The sequence below is a fragment of the Chitinasiproducens palmae genome, from assembly GCF_900095735.1.
GTDB lineage: Bacteria > Pseudomonadota > Gammaproteobacteria > Burkholderiales > Burkholderiaceae > Chitinasiproducens > Chitinasiproducens palmae.
Map to the genome: position 1 here is coordinate 435789 of NZ_FNLO01000002.1, position 18454 is coordinate 454242.

The following is an 18454-nucleotide window of genomic DNA, read 5'->3' on the forward strand; positions in this document are numbered from 1 at the left end:
AATCTGCGTTGGAATGCACTGCCAGGTTTCGATGAATTCGATCTTGCGCTCCCGCATTCCCAGCTCGTTTGGAAATCGAAGCAAAATTGGCTCTTTGCGCCTGAGATCATCATCCCGGTGTGCAGTCAATAGTACCTGTCAGCACACGGTAAACACGAAAGACCAAAGATCAACCAAACCCACACGCGAATCGAACTGGCGCCGACGACCATCGACTGGGTCGCCTTTTTCCATCAAACTGGCTTCCACAGAATAGCCAACTCACAAGCACTATCGTTTTCCGACTAAGTTTTTGTGATGCAAGCGGCGATGCTTAGCAGAGGTATCGGGTTGGGCTTGATCTCAGGCATCACCCATTCCCTTCGGATCGGCGAGTTATTACCTGCATCGCGGCACATCGTTAGCACTGGCGCTGCTTATCATTTGATGAGTAGTCAACGCTCAACCCGCGAAGAGGTCTACCGCGTTCAGGCATGGTTTTGCGAGCAAATGCGAGGCGACCTCGAAGAGGTGAAGAACCGCTTTTGGATTTTGCAGCCCATTCTTGAAACTTGAATTCCAGTTTTTGACCCGATGGTTCGACCGACGGTGAGCCACTGGTAAGGCGCCGATACAGCAAGCGGTATCGGGAGCGAAATGCCGAACGCGGAATTCAACGAAATGGTAAGCGATGAAGCCGTAGCGCACGGATCATCAAATCGAGGAAGTGGCCTGGCTCAGCCTTCTGCCACCCGTACGCCCTGAAGGTAAACAGCGGTCGTGGAACAATCCTGCATGGGTCGGCGCATGGTCGCTGTGAGGGACTGCAGCCTGGTATGGCACCGCCTGTCGTTGTAGCGCACGCGCCAGTCCGCAATTACCGCCCTCGCCTGGATTCGTCCTCGTTCGATTCGACGTTGAAACCGTGCGACAGGCATGCAGTCCTCCCGGAATTTGCTGTCGAAGCTCTGGTTCGCTCCGGTTCAGCAAGGCTCGCCCAGACCGATCGGGACAGTCGCGATGGCAAGGCTGACGGTCCGCTTGAGCGGTGCCCTGCCCACGACCTATGAGCCGTCGTCCGACCACAGTGGCGCGGCACCGATCGGTCGGCTGAGCCCGCGGACCAGTCGGGTTGTCAGGAAGAAGCCGCCCCGCCAATCGCGAAATGTCGCCGCGTGTGATTGTCGACATCCGTCGAGCATTCGAGCGGTTACTCTTTCGCACTGGCGTCGTACAAGTGGTCGTAACCCCAGAGGCAGTTTCGCGTCACCCGCTTGGATGCATGGCGCTCGTGCGGCGATTCTGCAGCTCTCGCATCGCACCCGCTTCGCATCGTCGCCGACCATCTCGCCGAAGCCCTTCTGCCTAGCGTAGATTCATGCTTCGCTCAAGCCATGCCGGATAGGCACATCTGCGCTCGACGAAGCGCCCGCGTCTCGCGAAATTCGACGGGGGCGCATCACTATCGCAGCCCTTATTCGTGATGCTCGCCACCCTCGACGCGCTAATACCGCAATCAATTAGCCATAGGTCAGCGGCACCGCTGATCGATGCTATGCTCGCCGGCAGCGTGAACAGTCGCTGACGTGTCGGTTATTCGGGATGCCGCGTGTCGTTGAATGCAAAACGGCTTACATGATCGCACCTGCTGGCACGCTCATTCAGAAATCAAACAATTGACGACGTCGTCTCCCCATGCTTCTCGAAGTCGAGAAAGCAAGGAAACGCCGAAGAATTTACGTACAAAATGTGCCGGCTGCTACGCGCCCAACGCTACTATGGAATTTAGACAGTTACGCTACTTCCTCAGCGTCGTCGAACACGGCAGCATGGGCAAGGCTGCGCTCGAGCTTGGCGTGGTCACATCGGCCTTGAGCCAGCAGATCAGCCGTCTTGAAAGCGAACTCTCGACCCGCCTGCTGCAACGCACGTCTACCGGCGTCGTTCCGACCGACGCCGGCCTGGCCTTCTGGCGGCAGGCGCAACTCGCGCTGCGTCACATCGAAGACGCCGCGCTTGCCGCGCGTTCCGCCCGCCTTTCGGGCCACGTGAGCGTGGGCATGGCGCCAAGCACCGCGAGCGTGCTCGGCGCGGCGTTCATGGCGGCCATGCGGGCGCGTTATCCCGACGTCCGGCTGCGCATGGTCGAAAGCCTCTCGGGCTATCTCGCCTCCATGCTGAGCGCGCGCCAGATCGATCTCGCCGTATTGTTCCGCGAGGAACCCGCTCAGCGGTTCAGCGTAATGCCGCTGCTCGACGAGCAGTTGTTCCTGATCGGCACCCCCGGTCTTCTTCAGTTGCCGGCGAGGAAAGCCGTGCGGCTGAAGGATCTCGGCCGGCTGCCTCTGGTCCTGCCGAGCGGCGCGCACGGCCTTCGCTCGCTATTGTCGTCCGCGTTCAGGCGCGCCGAATACGAACCGAACATCGTCGCTGAAGTAGACGGTCTGCCACTGCTGATGGACTCCGTGCGCGCGGGGATCGGTGCGACGATACAGCCAGGCGCGGCGCTCGCGAGGCCCGAGAACACAGTGCTGGCGAGCGTCCGCGTCGCTGAGAGGTACGCCACCCGGCCGAACATGATCACCAGCGTTTCCGACGACGAACTCTCGCCCTCGGGGCTCGCGGCACGGGTCGTCCTTGCCGACGTCGCCCGTCAACTCGTGCGCGAAGGCCGCTGGCCCGGCGCGCGACTGCTCGAGCCGGCGCCTTCACGACAACTGAAGGCCTCTTAACGGCGCCCTGCTGGCGCGACGCGCACGGCATCCATAAGATGCGTCTCCAAGGAGACAAGTCTGATGGTCGATGTACTCATAATCGGAGGGGGCAATGCCGCGCTATGCGCCGCGTTAATGGCGCGCGAGGCGGGCGCGTCGGTCCTGCTTCTCGAATCAGCGCCGCGCGAATGGCGCGGCGGCAACTCGCAACACACGCGCAATCTTCGCTGCATGCACGACGCGCCGCAGGACGTCCTCGTCGATGCCTACCCGGAAGAGGAATTCTGGCAGGACTTGCTCAGAGTCACGGGTGGCGTGACCGACGAACATCTTGCGCGGCTGACGATTCGCGCGTCGTCGAACTGTCGGCCATGGATGCAGAAGCACGGCGTGCGCTTTCAACCGCCGCTGTCCGGCGCGCTGCACGTCGCGCGCACCAATGCGTTCTTCATGGGCGGCGGCAAGGCGCTCGTCAACGCCTATTTCCGCAGTGCGGAGGCGCTCGGCGTCGACATTCGTTACGAAACGCCGGTCGATTCGCTGGAACTCGACGGCGGATGTTTCGTCGCGGCGCGCAGCGGCAAGCAGCGCTTCGAAGCGCGCGCTTGCGTGCTTGCCGCTGGCGGCTTCGAGTCCAACCGTGAATGGCTGCGCGAAGCGTGGGGACAGAACGAGCGCGGGGAATGGCCTGCCGATAACTTCCTGATTCGCGGCACGCGCTTCAACATGGGCGTGTTGATCAAGCACATGATCAGCGCGGGCGCAGACATGATCGGCGATCCATCGCAATCGCATTGCGTCGCCATCGATGCGCGCGCGCCGTTGTACGACGGCGGCATCTGCACGCGCATCGACTGCGTGTCGCTGGGCGTCGTCGTAAATCGCGACGGCAATCGCTTCTACGACGAAGGCGAGGATTTCTGGCCCAAGCGATATGCGATCTGGGGCCGGCTCATCGCGCAGCAGCCGGACCAGATCGGCTACTCGATCATCGACTCGAAAGCAATTGGCGGGTTCATGCCGCCGGTGTTTCCGGGCGAAAAGGCCAACTCCCTGCCGGAACTCGCGCGAAAGTTGCAGCTGCCCGAAGCGCGCTTCATGGAAACGCTCATGCGCTATAACGAGGGCTGCCGCGTTGGCACCTTCGATCACACCACGCTCGACGATTGCCACACCGACGGTCTGGCGCCGCCGAAAACGCATTGGGCTCGCCGCATCGACACGCCGCCGTTCTACGGCTATGCCCTGCGGCCCGGCATCACATTCACATATCTCGGTCTGAAGACCAACGACCGCGCACAGGTCTACTTCGGCGGCCAGCCGAGCGCTAACCTGTTCGTCGCGGGCGAAATGATGGCGGGCAACGTACTCGGCAAGGGTTATACCGCGGGCGTCGGCATGTCGATCGGCACCGCGTTCGGCCGCATCGCCGGAACCCACGCCGCGCGCGCCGCACTCACAACAATGGAGGCTCATAGTGCAACAGTCTGACGCGCTGGCGTCCAAGCGCACGCGCACGGCGTCGTTGGGCGACGCAAAAGCGCCGCCGCGCGCGAGCAACGCGCGCGTGATTCCCATCGCGCCGATGAGCGACAGTGAAAGCGAAGTGGCGCGTCAAATGCAGATCTGCAACGCCTGCCGCTATTGCGAAGGCTTCTGCGCCGTGTTTCCGGCGATGACTCGTCGCCTGGAATTTGGCAAGGCAGACGTCAACTATCTCGCGAATCTATGCCATAACTGCGGCGCGTGCTACCACGCGTGCCAATACGCGCCGCCACACGAGTTCGCGGTTAACGTGCCGAAGGCACTGGCCGAAGTGCGGCTCGACACCTACACCGAATATGCGTTCCCCGCCGCATTCGGCGCATTGTACAAGCACAACGGCTTGACGCTCTCGGTGGCGCTGGCAGCCGGTCTCGCGCTCTTTCTGCTGCTGGGCACGGCAATGCACAGCGGCCTTTCGGGCGAAGTCTCGGCGGCAAACTTCTACGCCATATTCCCGCACAACCTGCTCGCCGTGATGTTTGGAACGGTTTTTCTATTCGCGGTTCTTGCGCTCGGCGTCGGCGTTAGACGCTTCTGGCGCGACGTCGCCGCGGGAACCGGAAGCCCGAGCGCCCCAGCCGTCGCGGAGGCTGCAAAACATGCGCTGACACTCAAATATCTCGATGGCGGGCATGGCGAAGGCTGCAACGAGGAGAGCGACGCCTTCACCCTCGCGCGCCGCCGCTTCCATCACCTGACCTTCTACGGCTTCATGCTGTGTTTCGCGTCGACAACGGTCGCGACGCTCTATCACTATGCGTTCGGGCTCGAAGCGCCGTATCCGTTGCTTAGCGCGCCGGTGCTGCTGGGCACCGCCGGCGGCGTCGGGCTAATTCTCGGACCGGCGGGGCTCTTGTGGCTGAACCTCAAGCGCAACGCCGAGCGAAGCGATATGCGACAGCGCCCGATGGACCGTGGCTTCATCGCGCTCCTGTTGCTGACCAGCGCATCAGGCCTCGCCCTGCTCGCCTTGCGGGCGACAGCCGCAATGCCGTCGCTGCTCGCGATTCACCTGGGCATTGTGATGGCCCTGTTCGCGACGCTTCCCTACGGCAAGTTCGCGCATGGCATTTTTCGTTCGGCGGCGCTGCTGAAATCTTCGATAGAAAAGCGCCAGCGCGATGCATTGAGCCTCGGTTCGGATTAGCAGCGAGCGGGCGCACCAGCGCCCGTCATTACAAAAGAAATAGGAGACGACATGCACCCCACAGAACCACTCGCCGGCACAGCCGGCGAGTCACCGATGAGCCGCGCCGCCGCCGTGCTGCGCGTGACGAGCGGAAACTTCCTCGAACAGTTCGATTTCTTCCTATTCGGCTTCTACGCAACCTCGATTTCGAAGATCTTTTTCCCGTCCACGAGCGAATTCGCCTCGCTGATGCTCACTTTCGCCGTGTTCGGCGCGGGCTTTTTGATGCGTCCGCTCGGCGCGATTTTCCTCGGCGCGTACATCGATAAGGTGGGACGGCGCCGCGGGTTGATCGTTACCCTGTCGATTATGGCAAGCGGCACGATTCTGATAGCGTGCGTCCCAGGCTATGCGACCATCGGCATGCTTGGACCCATGCTTGTGCTGATCGGACGCCTGTTGCAGGGATTTTCGGCTGGTGCCGAACTCGGCGGCGTCTCAGTGTACCTCTCTGAGATGGCGACGCCTGGACGAAAAGGCTTCTACACAAGCTGGCAGTCCGCTAGCCAGCAAGTCGCCATCGTGATGGCGGCGGCAATCGGCTTCGGCTTGAATCAGTGGCTCACCGCGCAGCAGATTGGTGCGTGGGGCTGGCGTGTGCCGTTTTTCGTCGGCTGCGCAATTGTGCCGTTTCTCTTCATGCTTCGCCGCTCGCTGCAGGAGACCGCCGCGTTCGAAGCACGACGGCATCATCCGCAGGCCCGTGAAATTTTCGCGACGCTGTTCGGTAATTGGAGAATCGTCATCGCCGGCATGCTACTGACCGCGATGACGACCACCACGTTCTATCTGATCACCGTATATACACCGACGTTTGGCAAATCGGTGCTCAAGCTGTCTACTGCCGACAGTCTGATGGTGACGCTGCTCGTGGCCGTGTCGAACTTCGTGTGGCTGCCAATCGGCGGCGCGATTTCGGACCGTATCGGCCGCAAGCCGCCGCTGCTCGCCATCACCGTGCTGGCGATGCTCACCGCCTATCCGGCGCTGTCGTGGCTGGCGCACGCACCCAGCTTCGCACGGATGCTGGCCGTACTGCTCTGGTTCTCGTTCTTCTTCGGCATCTACAACGGCGCGATGGTCGCCGCGCTGACTGAGGTGATGCCAACGGAGGTTCGCGTCGCAGGCTTTTCTCTAGCGTTCAGCTTGGCGACGGCCGTGTTCGGCGGTTTCACGCCGGCGGTGTCGACTTATCTGATCCAAATCACACACGACAAGGCTGCGCCGGGCTACTGGCTCAGCTTCGCAGCGCTCTGCGGACTAGGCGCGACGCTGCGATTGTATCGGTCCGCGGCGAAGCAAGGGTCGCGCGCTGTTTCGAGCTAGCCATGCGCACCTGTTAGATGCCGACCGGCGGGCGGAGCCGAACGCGCCCGCGGGCTGGCACCGAATTATTTCCCCAAGACCAACCGAGCCCGAAAGAGGCAGAAAAGGAGACAGTCATGCACCATTCACCGGACGTTGTCGAGGAAAGTCGAATAGCGAAACAAACGAGCTGGGCAATCGGCCAGCGCAGCGCCGCAGCGCCGACACGATTTTCCGGACGGACCTATTCGCTGGGTTTGGCGATCGCATCCCTCGTTGCCATGTTGGCCGGCTGCGGCGGGTCCTCGCAGTCGCCCACGTTCATCGACAATTCAGGGGCGCCGGTCGTTGATACTGCGTACGGCAAGGTGAAAGGTACGGGCACGGACATCCTGTCGTTCAAGGGCATTCCGTATGCAAAGCCGCCCGTCGGTGCGCTGCGGTGGACCGCGCCGACCGAACCAACGGCGTGGAGCGATACCCGCGACGCATCCAGCTTCGGCCCGGAGTGCATGCAGGCAGGCACGGGGTCGATGAGCGAAGACTGTCTCACCATCAACGTCTGGACACCCAAGTCGGCGGTGGCATCCAGCGCCAAACTCCCCGTGATGGTTTGGGTATATGGCGGCAGCTTCACCAGTGGCAATGGCAATGTTGACGGCAGCGTGGTGTCCAGTCACGGCGCGGTGGTGGTTTCGATGAACTATCGGGTAAGCACGTTCGGCTTCATGGCGCACCCGCAACTTTCCGCCGAATCTCCCGACAAAGTTTCGGGCAATTACGGGCTCCTCGACGTCATGCAGGCGTTGAAATGGGTGAAGGAAAACATTGCGAATTTCGGCGGTGATCCAACCAAGGTGACGATCTGGGGGGAATCGGCGGGAGCGAGTGTGATCTCCTCCATCATGTCGTCGCCGCGTTCGATCGACCTCTTCCAGCGTGCCATTTTGGAGAGCCCCGGTTCGTGGCGTCACTGGAAGACGCTGGCGAGCGCCGAGCAGGACGGTTCCGCGCTCGGCGCGAACATCTCCGACTTGCGGGCATTGCCCGCATCGGCTGTCCCGCTCATTCTGAATCCGGGCGGTGGCACGCAGATTCGCGCGCTCGCGCAACCACGCGTCATCGGGCCGGTACAGGACGGCGTCGTGCTGCCCCACGAAGAGCGCCTGCAGTTTGAAAGCGGCCGCGCCACGCAAGTGCCACTACTTCTTGGGAACAACACAGACGAAGGCTACATTTTTACGAACAGCTACGCGATATCGACGGTCGATCAATACAAGGCCTACCTCTCCGATCCGCAAATCTTCGGTAGCTTCGGGCAACAGGCTCTTCAGATCTATCCGGCCGCGGCGGACTCGCAGGTAAAGTCGCAGATCGCGTTGAGCTTTGGCGATGATCAGTTCTGGTTCGGCGCGCGCGGCATGGCGCGCGTCTATGCGGACGCCGGATTGCCAGTGTACCGGTATTACTTCACCCGAAAACAGAATGGAGGAACCGGAAGCGACGCGCATCACGGCGATGACATCGCGTACGTTTTCGGTGATACGAAACTGTCGGCAGCGCCGTACACCGGCGACGACGTGCGAATCTCCAACGAAATGATCGACGCGTGGGTGCGGTTCGCGTCAACCGGCAATCCTAACGGCGGGCTGATCAACGACTGGCCTCGCTACCAGACGTCGACGGAGCCGGTGTATCAGATTGACTCCAGTAATCAGGTGGTCAACGGACCGAGAAACAAGGAACTGGACTTCGTCGCGACATTCGATTCATCCATCCCTGCCAATTGACGCTCTCGCGTTATGAAGCGCGCGGCGTAGCTGATTCGACGCTCTCGCGCATCATTGCCACGCCATCATCAACAGGTCGCCAAACCCGCATAGTTGAAGGCATTGGCGGTGATTGACTTGAGCCTTCACCGTCGTCCATACCGTAAGAATCACACATCTTTTGCTGGCGCGAGAGATGGAGCGATTCGCGTGGCATTGACTCCTTCCACTTCATTGTCAATCGCCTTCAACCTTGATAGGCTTTTGAATACGCTGCGTCGGGCTTCAATGCGAGCGCAGTTCATTAATCACGATGAAGAACTGCAAGGAAACGTTTCGGGCCCAACCACCTACGTGACCTTCCTGGATATCAGTCGGCACGCATCCTTGATAAGCAGAAGCAACTGCTGCTCTCGGCCAGGGCAAGGCTCCAAGCCGAGTCGCAGATAAAACCGTGCAGCCTCGTCGTCGATGGGATGGGCATGACCTGTCATGGTTTTCAAGACCGGCGATTTCTAGAAATCAATTGCAGTTGTTAAACAATCATCCATGCTTCGCCGCAACGCAGTTCGAGTGAGGTATCGCGAGCTCGGATGTGGCCGCACGTCGTTACAGTGCGCACGCCAGTATTCGATCACGATCTTCGCTTCGATCCGATTTAGAAACCATTCCATGGCCAGGCACTCGTCGCGCAACTTGTCGTTGAAGCTTTCGTTCGCGCCGTTCTGCCAGGGCTTGCCTGGATCGATCAACACCGTCTCGATGCCTTCGCTGACGGCCAATTCGAGCAGCGCCGTGCTCACGAAGTCGGCCCCGTTGTCGGACCGAACATAGCGCGGCACACCATGCACGCTGATCAACCGGCTCAGCACCGCGACCACTCACGCTTTTCGGATGGAGGCCACTGCGTCGATCGCCAAGCATTCTCTCGTGTACTCATCTCTTACCGTCAACCACTTGAGCTGCTGTCCGTTGGCGCACGCGTCTTATAAGAAGTCGTAGCTCCAGACGCCATTCCTGGCACTCGGCGCGTGGATCCGCGCTACCTTCGAAGCAATGCGGCGTCGACGGCGCTTGCGCGGTACCTGCAGTCCCGCCTGCGCCCACAACCGAACGCACCGTTCCTTGCCGACAACGATACCTTCGCGGCCCACCATCAAGCGCATTCGCCTGGCGCCCAATCGAGGGTAGCAGCCCGTCAATCACAAGCGTGTTCTCTGCCGGGATCTTCAGCTCATAACCCAAGTTGCAACGACCCGTTCCACGCAGCACACACGCGCGCCGCTGACTCAAGCCTCTAGCGATCGCCTGCCGAGCTTGCTCGCGACGCACCTGTGCGCTCACAATTTTTTTGCGTTGATGTCCTTCATCGCTTCGGTTTCGAAATCCCGCTCCGCCAATACTTTCTTGAGCCGCCCGTTCTGCGTCTCCAGCGTCCTAAACCGTTTCACGTCGTCGCTGACCATCTGCCCGAACCGCTTGCGCCAGGCGTAGTTCGACGCCTCGCTCGCTGCGTGGCGCCTAGCCACTTCGGCGATGGCGCTGTGTCCGCCTCTCGCAAAACACGCACAATGTGCTCGTCGCCGTACCGGCTCTTTTTCATGACGCTCCCAGCCTCGATGCGCCCTTATTCCCAAGGATCCCGCTCGGAATCTTGGCTCGACTTTCAACGGAGGCGGTTTCCCGCCAGTTGAACTACCCGCCTCCACGGATCTCCGTGAGATCACGCGCACCGCGCCAGCGGGACAAGCAACCAACGAGCTTCGGTAGCTGACGAGCACGGTGGCGGGCGGCCCTGCGCCCTGAGCGCTGCCGCGCGGAGGAGGACCGGGGCGCGTGCTATGCGGTCGAGTGTAAGCATGGCCGCGGATGGTCGTCCTGCAGCAAGTGAGCGATTGACGCAAGCACCGCTAGGCGGACGACGAACCGCTGCTGGGCCTCAGAAGACGATCCATCGCAGTGCGCTTGGGCAAGCGCGCGATGTTGCAAAAAAACCTGCAGCGCCAGCTCGGATCGAGCGCAAAATGCGCTGGCCACCTTTTCCAGCCGAAAGGGCGCTGGTAGCAAGCGCGTTGAAGCGGTCTCGAATCCCCAGTGCATACTCCTGTAGAGGATCACGCCAGACCTACACGTTGTCGGCGATACGCGATCACAGCCGGTTTACCCGCTCGTCAGCGACCAGCGCCTTGCACGCGTGCCGCTCAGTCCCGGAAGGACGGGTCGCGGCGATCAAGGAACCGCAACATCGCCGGCCACTCCATTTCCCCGTAGGGACGACGCGTGGTCGGCTTGTACAGGTGGTTGGTCTTCGCGACGACCTCGTCGGTCGGCAGATGCAGCTTCGTGTTGCACGACATCGCGTCGACCTGCGCGCGACAGGCATTTTCAAGCCAGTACGCCGCATTGAATGCTTGCGCAATCGACGCGCTGGCGACCAATACACCGTGGTTGCGCAGGAACATGACTTCCGCGTTGCCGAGGTGCTCCGCAAGCGACTTGCGCTCGTCAAGGTCGATGGCGACGCCCTGATAATCGTGGTACGCGACGGGCTCGAAACGCATCGCGGTCTGCGACAGCGGGAGCAGCCCGCACTCCAATGCGCCGACCGCCATGCTCGCGCGACTGTGCGTATGGATCACGCATTTCACGTCAGGCCGCGCGGCATGCACCGCGCTATGAATCACGTAGCCGGCTTGGTTCAGACCGTACGTGCCGGCAAGCGGATTGAGCAGTTCGTTGCCCTCCAGGTCGATGGTTAGCAGGCTGGATGCGGTGATCTCTTCGTACATGAAACCGTACGGATTGATCAGAATGCGCTCGCCTTCGCCCGGAACGCGAGCGGTGATGTGATTGTAGATCAGGTCGCTCAAGCCGAAGATCGGCATCAGTCGGTAACAGGCAGCTAGCTCGATCCGGGTCTGCCACTCTTGTTCCGAAACTTGGTCACGCACAGAAACCGCGGCGTTGTATCGGATATCCATACTCGATCTCTCCAGAAAGTTCAGCAAGAACTGACGTATCGGTGGCGCATACGATTAAAGCGATCCACAACGCGCGCGAGCCAAAATGGCGCCGATTGCAATGACAGCGCGTCGGTCCACGCGCGGGTGGCAGCGATACGCGGCCTGCTTCGCCCATGGAGCCGATCGTTGCAGCGCGGTGGCGAGCTCTCTGGAGCGCCCGACTAGGTTCAAGATCACGTTCGGTCGGCGCCATCCGCAGGCCTGCCCCTAACCGCCCCGATGCGTACGCCATGGTCGTGCTCCGCCGTGCTGCGTCGGCGTCAAAATCACGGCGTCACGGTTTCGCCGTCAGACTCATGCTCGCCAAACGCGGTCTTCGCCTGTCGGAACGCTTCCAATCCGGCCGGCATGCCGGCGTAGACTGCTACCTGCAGCAAGGTCTCCCTGATCTCGGCTCGGCCAGCGCCATTGCGCAGTGCGCCGCGTATGTGCAGCCTTAGCTCGGTGGGTCGGTTGAGGCTCGCCAGCATCGCCACGATCAACAGACTGCGAGTCTTGAGTTCCAGTCCCTCGCGATTCCAGACGTCACCCCAGCAATAGCGGGTGGCAAGCTCTTGCATCGGCTGGGCGAAATCGTCCCCCGAGGTCAGCGATGCCTCGACGTGCTTCGCTCCTACAACGCGGCGCCGCATGGCAAAACCTTTTTCCAGCGCGTCGTCTCGCATCTTTGTCTCCAAAATAGTGATGCTCACGACTCGAATTGTGTCATCCACTGCGCATGCTGGCGCTCGCGCGAGCCGCGAAATTTCAATTCTTGAAACGTCGCACGAATGTGGGCCCTAGCCCCAGGCGACTAGCCGGCTCGGCATTCGAGGCAGCACAGGTTTCAGTACGTAAGCGAAGCGAGCAATACGCATGCTGCTGCGAACGCCGGCCGGCAGTCACCGGGGCGTGAACGGGGGCTGAAAAAAGCCGTGATGGCGCGCTGGTACGCGCTGAGCACGCGTCACGCGCGGCGGCAGCAGGACCGCTGCGCTGGCTGCCGTCGTCGACACTACCGCGAACTGCGAACAACGAAGCTGTGCGTTCGGTTTGGCGCCAGCGGCGGTCGGTTGCTCATCCATGAAGGCGCAGACACTGTGCGAGGCAGGCCAACCGGAGCGGCCGCGCGTTATGGGAGACGCTGCAGGCAGCGCGCAGCATTCCCTCGTTGAACAGAAATGGGGGCCGCAAGCCGTGGCCTGCGCTACGGTACCTCCGACGACCGTAGCGACGCGCACGGACGGCTTGCCGCATTTATGGCGTGGCCTCCTTCACATGCCGCAATCGACCGCGCATTGTTCCAGTCGCGTGGCAGTAGCCAACAGTTCGCGGTGTATTTCGGGCAAGCGCGTTTCGGGAAAGGTCTCCGGTGTACCGATCAGGCACACCGCGGCGAATGCGTTTCCGGTCGACGCACGAATCGGCACCGCGAACGCGTATGAGTTTGGGACGATGTATCCAAAATTGACGCCAAAACCGTCTTGCTTCGAACGCTCCCACATCTTTCTGAACGCTTCGAGTCGGGCGCCGCCGTGGCGCCTGATTTCCTGTGCCTCATTGTCCTGAAGCAGCAACGCCTGCGCTTCGGCCGACAGCGTCTGGATGATCGCTACTCCGCCCGCGGAGCTGAACAGTGGCCGTCTTACGCCCGGATAGACCATCGCGCCAGTCATCGAAACTGTGCCCGCGCGGATACTGCAGACGAAATCGTTGCCGCTGCGCAACTGCAACAGCACGATGCCCTGCATGCGCCGCGCGAACTTGTTCACCACTTGCTCGGCGCACCTGTCGAAACTTGCATGGTGCGTCAACGCCAGGCCGAGTTCGTACATCAAGGGCCCCGGCAGATAGTGTCGATCGCTGTCGCGCTGCTCGACTAACCGTTCCTGCACGAGACACGCTAACATCCGGTGGACCGTGCCCTTGTCCTGATCGCAAGCGATCGCCAAATCGGAGAGCCGCCAGCCGACCTGCGGCCGGGTGGCGATCACGCGCATCAGCGTAATCCCTCTCGATAAGGTCTGTGTGCCGAAATGAACCTGTGGCGCACCGCTCTTGCATTTTTCGGATCGACTCTCGGCCACAGTGATGCCCTCCCGTCCAACGCGAGCTTGTTGCGCGCGCTCCAGCGCTGATCGCAGGTTCGCGCATCAGCCTGAAAAACTGAAAGACGCGACCCGCGCAATGTTTGTCGAGCGTCCTCGTTAGACAACACCGTCACCATCGTGACACCGTTGCCGCGCCGCCGCTGGCTGCCGTATCGGCGGCGATTCACCGCAAACGACGATGGCGGACCAACGCGGCGCCCATCTTAACCGTCGCTCCGAGCGTTCGCAAAGCGCGTGCAAACCCTTTGTGAAGGTTGTGGGCATCGCGCTCGCGGACTCTGCCCACCGGGCGCGGCGCGCGGGGCACGACTACCAGCGCCCGGACGCGCCACGCGCCATAGGAGTGCCTTATGCCGGCCACATGAAACTAGTATTTCCCGGCTCGATCGGGATGTCCTACATTGCCCTCATCGGCACCCATCGACGAGATTGAACATGTCCGGCCAGAACGGAGCCAGTGCATGACAAAGCGGTTATCGCACGAGACGCAGCGCATCGAAACCGCTTACGACACGCTGTCCGCCACGCACGCGGCAGCTCTGAGCGCGACGCTGGACTATCCGTCGGTGCCGGTCGATGGCGACTTACTGCCGCCTCTCTGGCACTGGACGTATTTCACGCCGTTGGTGCCGCAATCGTCGCTCGCCGAGGACGGCCATCCGCACAAGGGCGGATTCCTTCCGGAACTTAATCTTCCCAGACGAATGTGGGCGGGCGGACGACTGCGATTCCATGTGCCGCTGATGATCGGCGAACAAGCGATGCGCGAGTCACGTGTGGGTAGCATCAGCAAGAAGCAAGGGCGCAGCGGCCGCCTCGCTTTCGTGACCGTCCAGCACCGCATCACCGGTGCCGGCGCGCTGGCGATCGAGGAAGAGCACGACATCGTCTACCGGGAGCTTGCCACGGCCGGCTCGACCGCGCCGGCCGCGACGATGGCGCCGGCGGCCGCCTATTGGCGGCGCACGCTCGTGCCAGACGAGACCTTGCTGTTCCGTTATTCAGCGCTGACCTTCAATGCGCATCGAATCCATTACGACAAGCCCTACGTCACCGGCGTCGAAGGTTACCCGGGGCTGGTGGTCCACGGCCCGCTCATTGCCACGCTGCTGATCGACTTAATTCGTCGAAGCGTGCCGGATGCACGCATTGCCGGTTTCAGCTTCAAGGCTGTCCGCCCGTCTTTTGCGGGCCTGCCACTCGAACTGTGCGGCCAGCCTTCGGGCGACGGCGCAACAATCGACTTATGGTCCATGGATCACGAGGGCTTGCTTGGCATGACCGCACGAGCCGCGTTGGTCTAAACCCTTCTGGAAACCCATCATGTTCGATACCAACGCCGACCCGTACCAGGAGATTCGTGAGGCCATTCGCGATCTCTGCCAAAAATTTCCGGCTACGTACTTCCGTGAGATTGACGAGCAGCGGTCGTATCCGGAAGCTTTCGTGAAGGCATTGACCGAAGCCGGCTGGCTGGCCGCACTGATACCACAGGACTACGGCGGCTCGGGTCTGGGACTGACCGAAGCGTCGGTGATCATGGAGGAAATCAATCGCTCCGGCGGCAATTCGGGCGCCTGCCATGGACAGATGTACAACATGGGCACGCTGTTGCGCCACGGTTCCGACGAGCAGAAGCGACGCTACCTACCAGACATCGCCTCCGGAGAATTGCGCCTGCAGTCGATGGGCGTGACCGAGCCGACCACCGGCACAGACACCACCAAGATCAAGACCACCGCGGAACGCCGAGGCGACCGCTACGTGATCAACGGACAGAAAGTCTGGATCTCCCGGATTCAGCATTCCGATCTGATGATCCTGCTCGCCCGCACGACGCCGCTGGCCGATGTCAAAAGGAAGTCCGAGGGGATGTCGATCTTCATAGTCGATTTGCGCGAGGCGATCGGCAACGGCATGACAGTGCAGCCGATTCTGAACATGGTCAATCACGAGACCAACGAGCTGTTTTTCGACAACCTGGAAATTCCGGCGGAGAACCTGATTGGCGAACAGGGCCAAGGCTTCAAATACATCCTAGACGGCTTAAACGCGGAGCGCACCCTGATCGCCGCCGAGTGCATCGGAGACGGTTACTGGTTCATCGACAAGGTCACGCAATACGCGAAGGAACGCATCGTGTTCGGACGCCCTATCGGGCAGAACCAGGGCGTGCAGTTTCCGATCGCGCGCGCGTTCGTGAATATCGAGGCCGCTAATCTGATGCGCCTCCATGCATGCCAACGGTTCGATGCCGGCCAGCCATGCGGTTCGCAGGCCAATATGGCCAAACTGCTCGCGGCCGATGCGTCGTGGGAAGCGGCCAACGCCTGCTTGCAGTTCCACGGCGGCTTTGGCTTCGCGGCGGAGTATGACGTCGAGCGAAAGTTTCGTGAAACACGTCTCTATCAGGTTGCGCCCATTTCGACGAACCTGATCCTGTCCTATGTCGCCGAGCATGTCCTTGGCCTGCCGCGCTCATTCTGAGGAGTCATCGCATGCGTCCGCTGCAAGGTATCAAGGTCCTGACGTTCGAGCATGCAATCGCGGCACCTTTTTGCACGCGCCAGCTAGCCGATCTCGGCGCGCGCGTGATCAAAGTGGAACGGCCGGGCGTAGGCGATTTCGCGCGCGGCTACGACGAGCGCGTCTCGGGCCTAGCGTCGCACTTCGTCTGGACCAATCGCTCGAAGGAGAGCATCACCCTCGACGTTAAGCAGGCTGAAGCCCTCGACGTCATACATGCGTTGCTGACTGATACGGACGTTCTGGTGCAGAACCTAGCACCTGGCGCTATGCAGCGTCTCGGCCTCGATTTCGACACCCTGCGCACGCGCTACCCCAGTCTTATCGTCTGCGATATCTCAGGCTACGGTCTGGATGGACCCTATCGTGACAAGAAGGCTTACGACCTGCTCATCCAGAGCGAGTCCGGCTTTCTCAGCGTCACGGGCTCGCCCGACGAGCCCGCCAAGGCTGGTTGCTCGATTGCCGACATTGCCGCTGGTATGTACGGCTATACCAACATCCTGGCAGCGCTGCTCGAACGCGATCGCACCGGACGGGGCAGGCACATCGATGTCTCAATGCTCGAAAGCATGGTCGAATGGATGAGCTTCCCGCTCTATTATTCAATCGCCGATCAGCCTCCGCCGCCGCGCAGCGGCGCGGCACACGCGACGATCTTTCCTTATGGTCCATTTTCAGCTGGCGACGGCAATAGCGTAATGCTCGGTCTGCAGAACGAGCGAGAGTGGCAGCGTTTCTGCGAAACCGTCATCGCACGTCCCGAACTCGTCTGCGACGAGCGCTTCACATCGAATAGCCGCCGAGTGACGCATCGCGCCGCCCTCACGCAGATCATCATCGACTCGTTCGCGTCGGGCGGCGCCGCCGAAGTGATCGAACGGCTGGAACAGGCCGGCATCGCGAATGCACACATCAACGGCATGCGTGAGGTCTGGCGTCATCCGCAGCTCGAAGCACGAGGGCGCTGGACGCGGATCGAGACGCCTGCGGGTGAGATTCCGGCGCTGTATCCGCCCGGCCAGTCGGCCGAGGATGCGCCTCGGATGGATCCGGTGCCGGCGCTGGGCGAACATACCGCCTCCATCCTCAGCGAACTCGGCTTTACCGCCGCGCAGATCGAGACGATGCGCAGCGCAAATGCGGTTTGAGCATCCCCGTTCGGTCCTTGCCGGCGGGGCGCGGGCGGTCCTCGCCGCGCGCTGCCCGGCGCGACGGACCCGGTCTACCCTTACCCGCCGCCGACACCACGCGCTCGTACTGCGGCGCGGTTGCCATTAAAGGCCGGAACTCAGCCGCCTTCAGTCGTCGCGCAGTACCACCCCTTGCCACGTTTCTCGTGCGACGAGCTCAGCGATCAGACCCACGAGCATCTTACGCACCGCAAAGGTCGCCGCGTGCATCGGCATGCTGTTCGACCAGCAAACGCTTGCCGGCCGCCTGATAACGGGATCGACCAGCATGCGCATCCTTGGTGTCCGAGCGGCATCGACCTGTGCGACGGCGGACGCCGGCAGGATGGTGCAAGCGCGCCCGGAGCGTGCAATCAGCAACAGCGATGGCAGCGAATCGATGTCCGCGATGATGTTCAGTTCGAGGTTGGCGCTTGAGAACGTCCGCTCGATCAACAGACGCAAGCCGTTGGCAATGCCCGGCATCACCAACTTGACGCCGGACAATGCAGCGAGCGCACAGGTTTGGGTAGCGGCGGGCACCGCCTCGCCCGGATCGCCCAGCAGATAGAGCGTTTCGTCGAAGACAGGCAGCGCGCCTATGCCAGGGGTGTCGGACTCGCGGAACAGAATTGCGAGATCAAGGCGGCCGTTCGCCAGCAATTCGTTCAAGTAGCCGCTCATGCTTTCGAAAAACTGCAGGCGGATGCCAGGGTATCGGTCCTGGACTCGCTCGAACAATGGCACTGCCAGCACCGAAGCCATCGTCGTCGGCAACCCGAGCGCAACCGTGCCGGACTCGTCGCCGCAACCCTTCGTGACCTCCTGCTTGAGTTGTTCCATCTGCCGCAGCACGAGACGGGCGTGACGATAGAGCGCCTTGCCTGCCGTCGTGGGCGTGATGCCCTGATTGCTGCGAAACACCAGCGCCACGCCAAGCTCCTCCTCCATCCGCGCCATCTGCTGGCTCAGTGACGGCTGGGCAACGAACAGCTTCTCTGCGGCCTTGCCAAAACTGCCGTAGTCGACGATGCTGACGAAGTAGCGGAGCTGTCGGACATCCATGATGTGTGATCGGCGATACGACCAATGCGTCGAGCGCTGCAATGTCGAACATTCTATACGTCGGAGCCTCGCACGCT

15 protein-coding genes and 1 pseudogene are annotated in these 18454 nt (G+C 61.5%); 9 read left to right on the forward strand and 7 right to left on the reverse strand.

Annotated features, from left to right (window positions below):
- Positions 1-297: 297 nt before the first annotated feature.
- On the forward strand, positions 298-555 hold the full coding sequence (locus BLU54_RS04990) for a hypothetical protein (protein ID WP_091905507.1): 258 nt from the start codon (positions 298-300) through the stop codon (positions 553-555).
- A gap of 161 nt (positions 556-716) precedes the next feature.
- Here BLU54_RS04990 and BLU54_RS24515 read toward each other — a convergent pair.
- A pseudogene (locus tag BLU54_RS24515) lies at positions 717-938 on the reverse strand (hypothetical protein); the annotation flags it as partial.
- Positions 939-1757: 819 nt separating this feature from the next.
- Between BLU54_RS24515 and BLU54_RS04995 the strand changes: the two are divergent.
- The 5 genes from BLU54_RS04995 (at position 1758) to BLU54_RS05015 (ending at position 8522) form a co-directional block, all read left to right on the forward strand.
- Positions 1758-2711 (forward strand): LysR family transcriptional regulator, encoded by a 954-nt coding sequence (locus BLU54_RS04995; protein WP_091905510.1) that lies wholly within the window; start codon positions 1758-1760, stop codon positions 2709-2711.
- Positions 2712-2774: 63 nt separating this feature from the next.
- Positions 2775-4184 (forward strand): FAD-dependent tricarballylate dehydrogenase TcuA, encoded by a 1410-nt coding sequence (gene tcuA / locus BLU54_RS05000; protein ID WP_091905513.1) that lies wholly within the window; start codon positions 2775-2777, stop codon positions 4182-4184.
- On the forward strand, positions 4171-5385 hold the full coding sequence (tcuB, locus tag BLU54_RS05005) for a tricarballylate utilization 4Fe-4S protein TcuB (RefSeq protein WP_091905518.1): 1215 nt from the start codon (positions 4171-4173) through the stop codon (positions 5383-5385). Before tcuA ends, tcuB begins: the two co-directional genes overlap by 14 nt.
- Positions 5386-5436: 51 nt before the next feature.
- Positions 5437-6753: an MFS transporter gene (gene tcuC / locus BLU54_RS05010; RefSeq protein ID WP_091905521.1), complete on the forward strand. Its 1317-nt coding sequence runs from the start codon at positions 5437-5439 to the stop codon at positions 6751-6753.
- Positions 6754-6869: 116 nt separating this feature from the next.
- Positions 6870-8522 (forward strand): carboxylesterase/lipase family protein, encoded by a 1653-nt coding sequence (locus BLU54_RS05015; RefSeq protein ID WP_170845024.1) that lies wholly within the window; start codon positions 6870-6872, stop codon positions 8520-8522.
- A gap of 494 nt (positions 8523-9016) precedes the next feature.
- On the opposite strand, the gene BLU54_RS05025 is transcribed toward BLU54_RS05015, so the two are convergent.
- From BLU54_RS05025 to BLU54_RS05045, 5 genes are all read right to left on the reverse strand, one after another.
- The gene (locus BLU54_RS05025) at positions 9017-9382 is read right to left on the reverse strand and encodes an integrase core domain-containing protein (protein ID WP_091905527.1); all 366 of its coding nucleotides are present in this window, start codon (positions 9380-9382) and stop codon (positions 9017-9019) included.
- Between the two features lie 459 nt (positions 9383-9841).
- Entirely contained in the window at positions 9842-10030 is a 189-nt protein-coding gene (locus tag BLU54_RS23610) for a transposase (protein ID WP_170845025.1), read from the reverse strand.
- Between the two features lie 672 nt (positions 10031-10702).
- Entirely contained in the window at positions 10703-11482 is a 780-nt protein-coding gene (locus tag BLU54_RS05035) for a class II aldolase/adducin family protein (RefSeq protein WP_091905534.1), read from the reverse strand.
- Positions 11483-11790: 308 nt separating this feature from the next.
- Positions 11791-12189 carry a carboxymuconolactone decarboxylase family protein gene (locus tag BLU54_RS05040; protein ID WP_091905537.1) on the reverse strand — a complete coding sequence of 133 codons (399 nt, stop codon included), beginning with the start codon at positions 12187-12189 and terminating at the stop codon, positions 11791-11793.
- 588 nt (positions 12190-12777) lie between these two features.
- Complete coding sequence (locus tag BLU54_RS05045; RefSeq protein WP_268874497.1) at positions 12778-13590, reverse strand: IclR family transcriptional regulator; 813 nt, start codon at positions 13588-13590, stop codon at positions 12778-12780.
- Positions 13591-14075: 485 nt separating this feature from the next.
- Here BLU54_RS05045 and BLU54_RS05050 point away from each other — a divergent pair, with 485 nt between their 5' ends.
- Genes BLU54_RS05050 through BLU54_RS05060 form a run of 3 tightly spaced genes read left to right on the forward strand, consistent with a single transcriptional unit; the run spans position 14076 to position 17291 of the window.
- A complete protein-coding gene (locus BLU54_RS05050; protein WP_091905543.1) occupies positions 14076-14918 on the forward strand; it encodes an HTD2 family dehydratase in 843 nt (280 codons plus the stop codon).
- Positions 14919-14937: 19 nt separating this feature from the next.
- Positions 14938-16101, forward strand: a complete 1164-nt coding sequence (locus tag BLU54_RS05055) for an acyl-CoA dehydrogenase family protein (RefSeq protein ID WP_091905546.1) — start codon at positions 14938-14940, stop codon at positions 16099-16101.
- A gap of 11 nt (positions 16102-16112) precedes the next feature.
- The gene (locus BLU54_RS05060) at positions 16113-17291 is read left to right on the forward strand and encodes a CaiB/BaiF CoA transferase family protein (protein WP_091905549.1); all 1179 of its coding nucleotides are present in this window, start codon (positions 16113-16115) and stop codon (positions 17289-17291) included.
- Between the two features lie 150 nt (positions 17292-17441).
- Here BLU54_RS05060 and BLU54_RS05065 read toward each other — a convergent pair whose 3' ends face one another.
- Positions 17442-18377: a LysR substrate-binding domain-containing protein gene (locus BLU54_RS05065; protein WP_091905554.1), complete on the reverse strand. Its 936-nt coding sequence runs from the start codon at positions 18375-18377 to the stop codon at positions 17442-17444.
- Positions 18378-18454: the final 77 nt, after the last annotated feature.

Excerpts from the sequence above, each read along its gene's own strand:
- BLU54_RS04990 (WP_091905507.1), top strand. The coding sequence starts at position 298 with ATGCAAGCGGCGATGCTTAGCAGAGGTATCGGGTTGGGCTTGATCTCA.
- BLU54_RS04995 (WP_091905510.1), top strand. The coding sequence starts at position 1,758 with ATGGAATTTAGACAGTTACGCTACTTCCTCAGCGTCGTCGAACACGGC.
- tcuA (WP_091905513.1), top strand. The coding sequence starts at position 2,775 with ATGGTCGATGTACTCATAATCGGAGGGGGCAATGCCGCGCTATGCGCC.
- tcuC (WP_091905521.1), top strand. The coding sequence starts at position 5,437 with ATGCACCCCACAGAACCACTCGCCGGCACAGCCGGCGAGTCACCGATG.
- BLU54_RS05015 (WP_170845024.1), top strand. The coding sequence starts at position 6,870 with ATGCACCATTCACCGGACGTTGTCGAGGAAAGTCGAATAGCGAAACAA.
- BLU54_RS05035 (WP_091905534.1), bottom strand. The coding sequence starts at position 11,482 with ATGGATATCCGATACAACGCCGCGGTTTCTGTGCGTGACCAAGTTTCG.
- BLU54_RS05040 (WP_091905537.1), bottom strand. The coding sequence starts at position 12,189 with ATGCGAGACGACGCGCTGGAAAAAGGTTTTGCCATGCGGCGCCGCGTT.
- BLU54_RS05050 (WP_091905543.1), top strand. The coding sequence starts at position 14,076 with ATGACAAAGCGGTTATCGCACGAGACGCAGCGCATCGAAACCGCTTAC.
- BLU54_RS05055 (WP_091905546.1), top strand. The coding sequence starts at position 14,938 with ATGTTCGATACCAACGCCGACCCGTACCAGGAGATTCGTGAGGCCATT.
- BLU54_RS05060 (WP_091905549.1), top strand. The coding sequence starts at position 16,113 with ATGCGTCCGCTGCAAGGTATCAAGGTCCTGACGTTCGAGCATGCAATC.
- BLU54_RS05065 (WP_091905554.1), bottom strand. The coding sequence starts at position 18,377 with ATGGATGTCCGACAGCTCCGCTACTTCGTCAGCATCGTCGACTACGGC.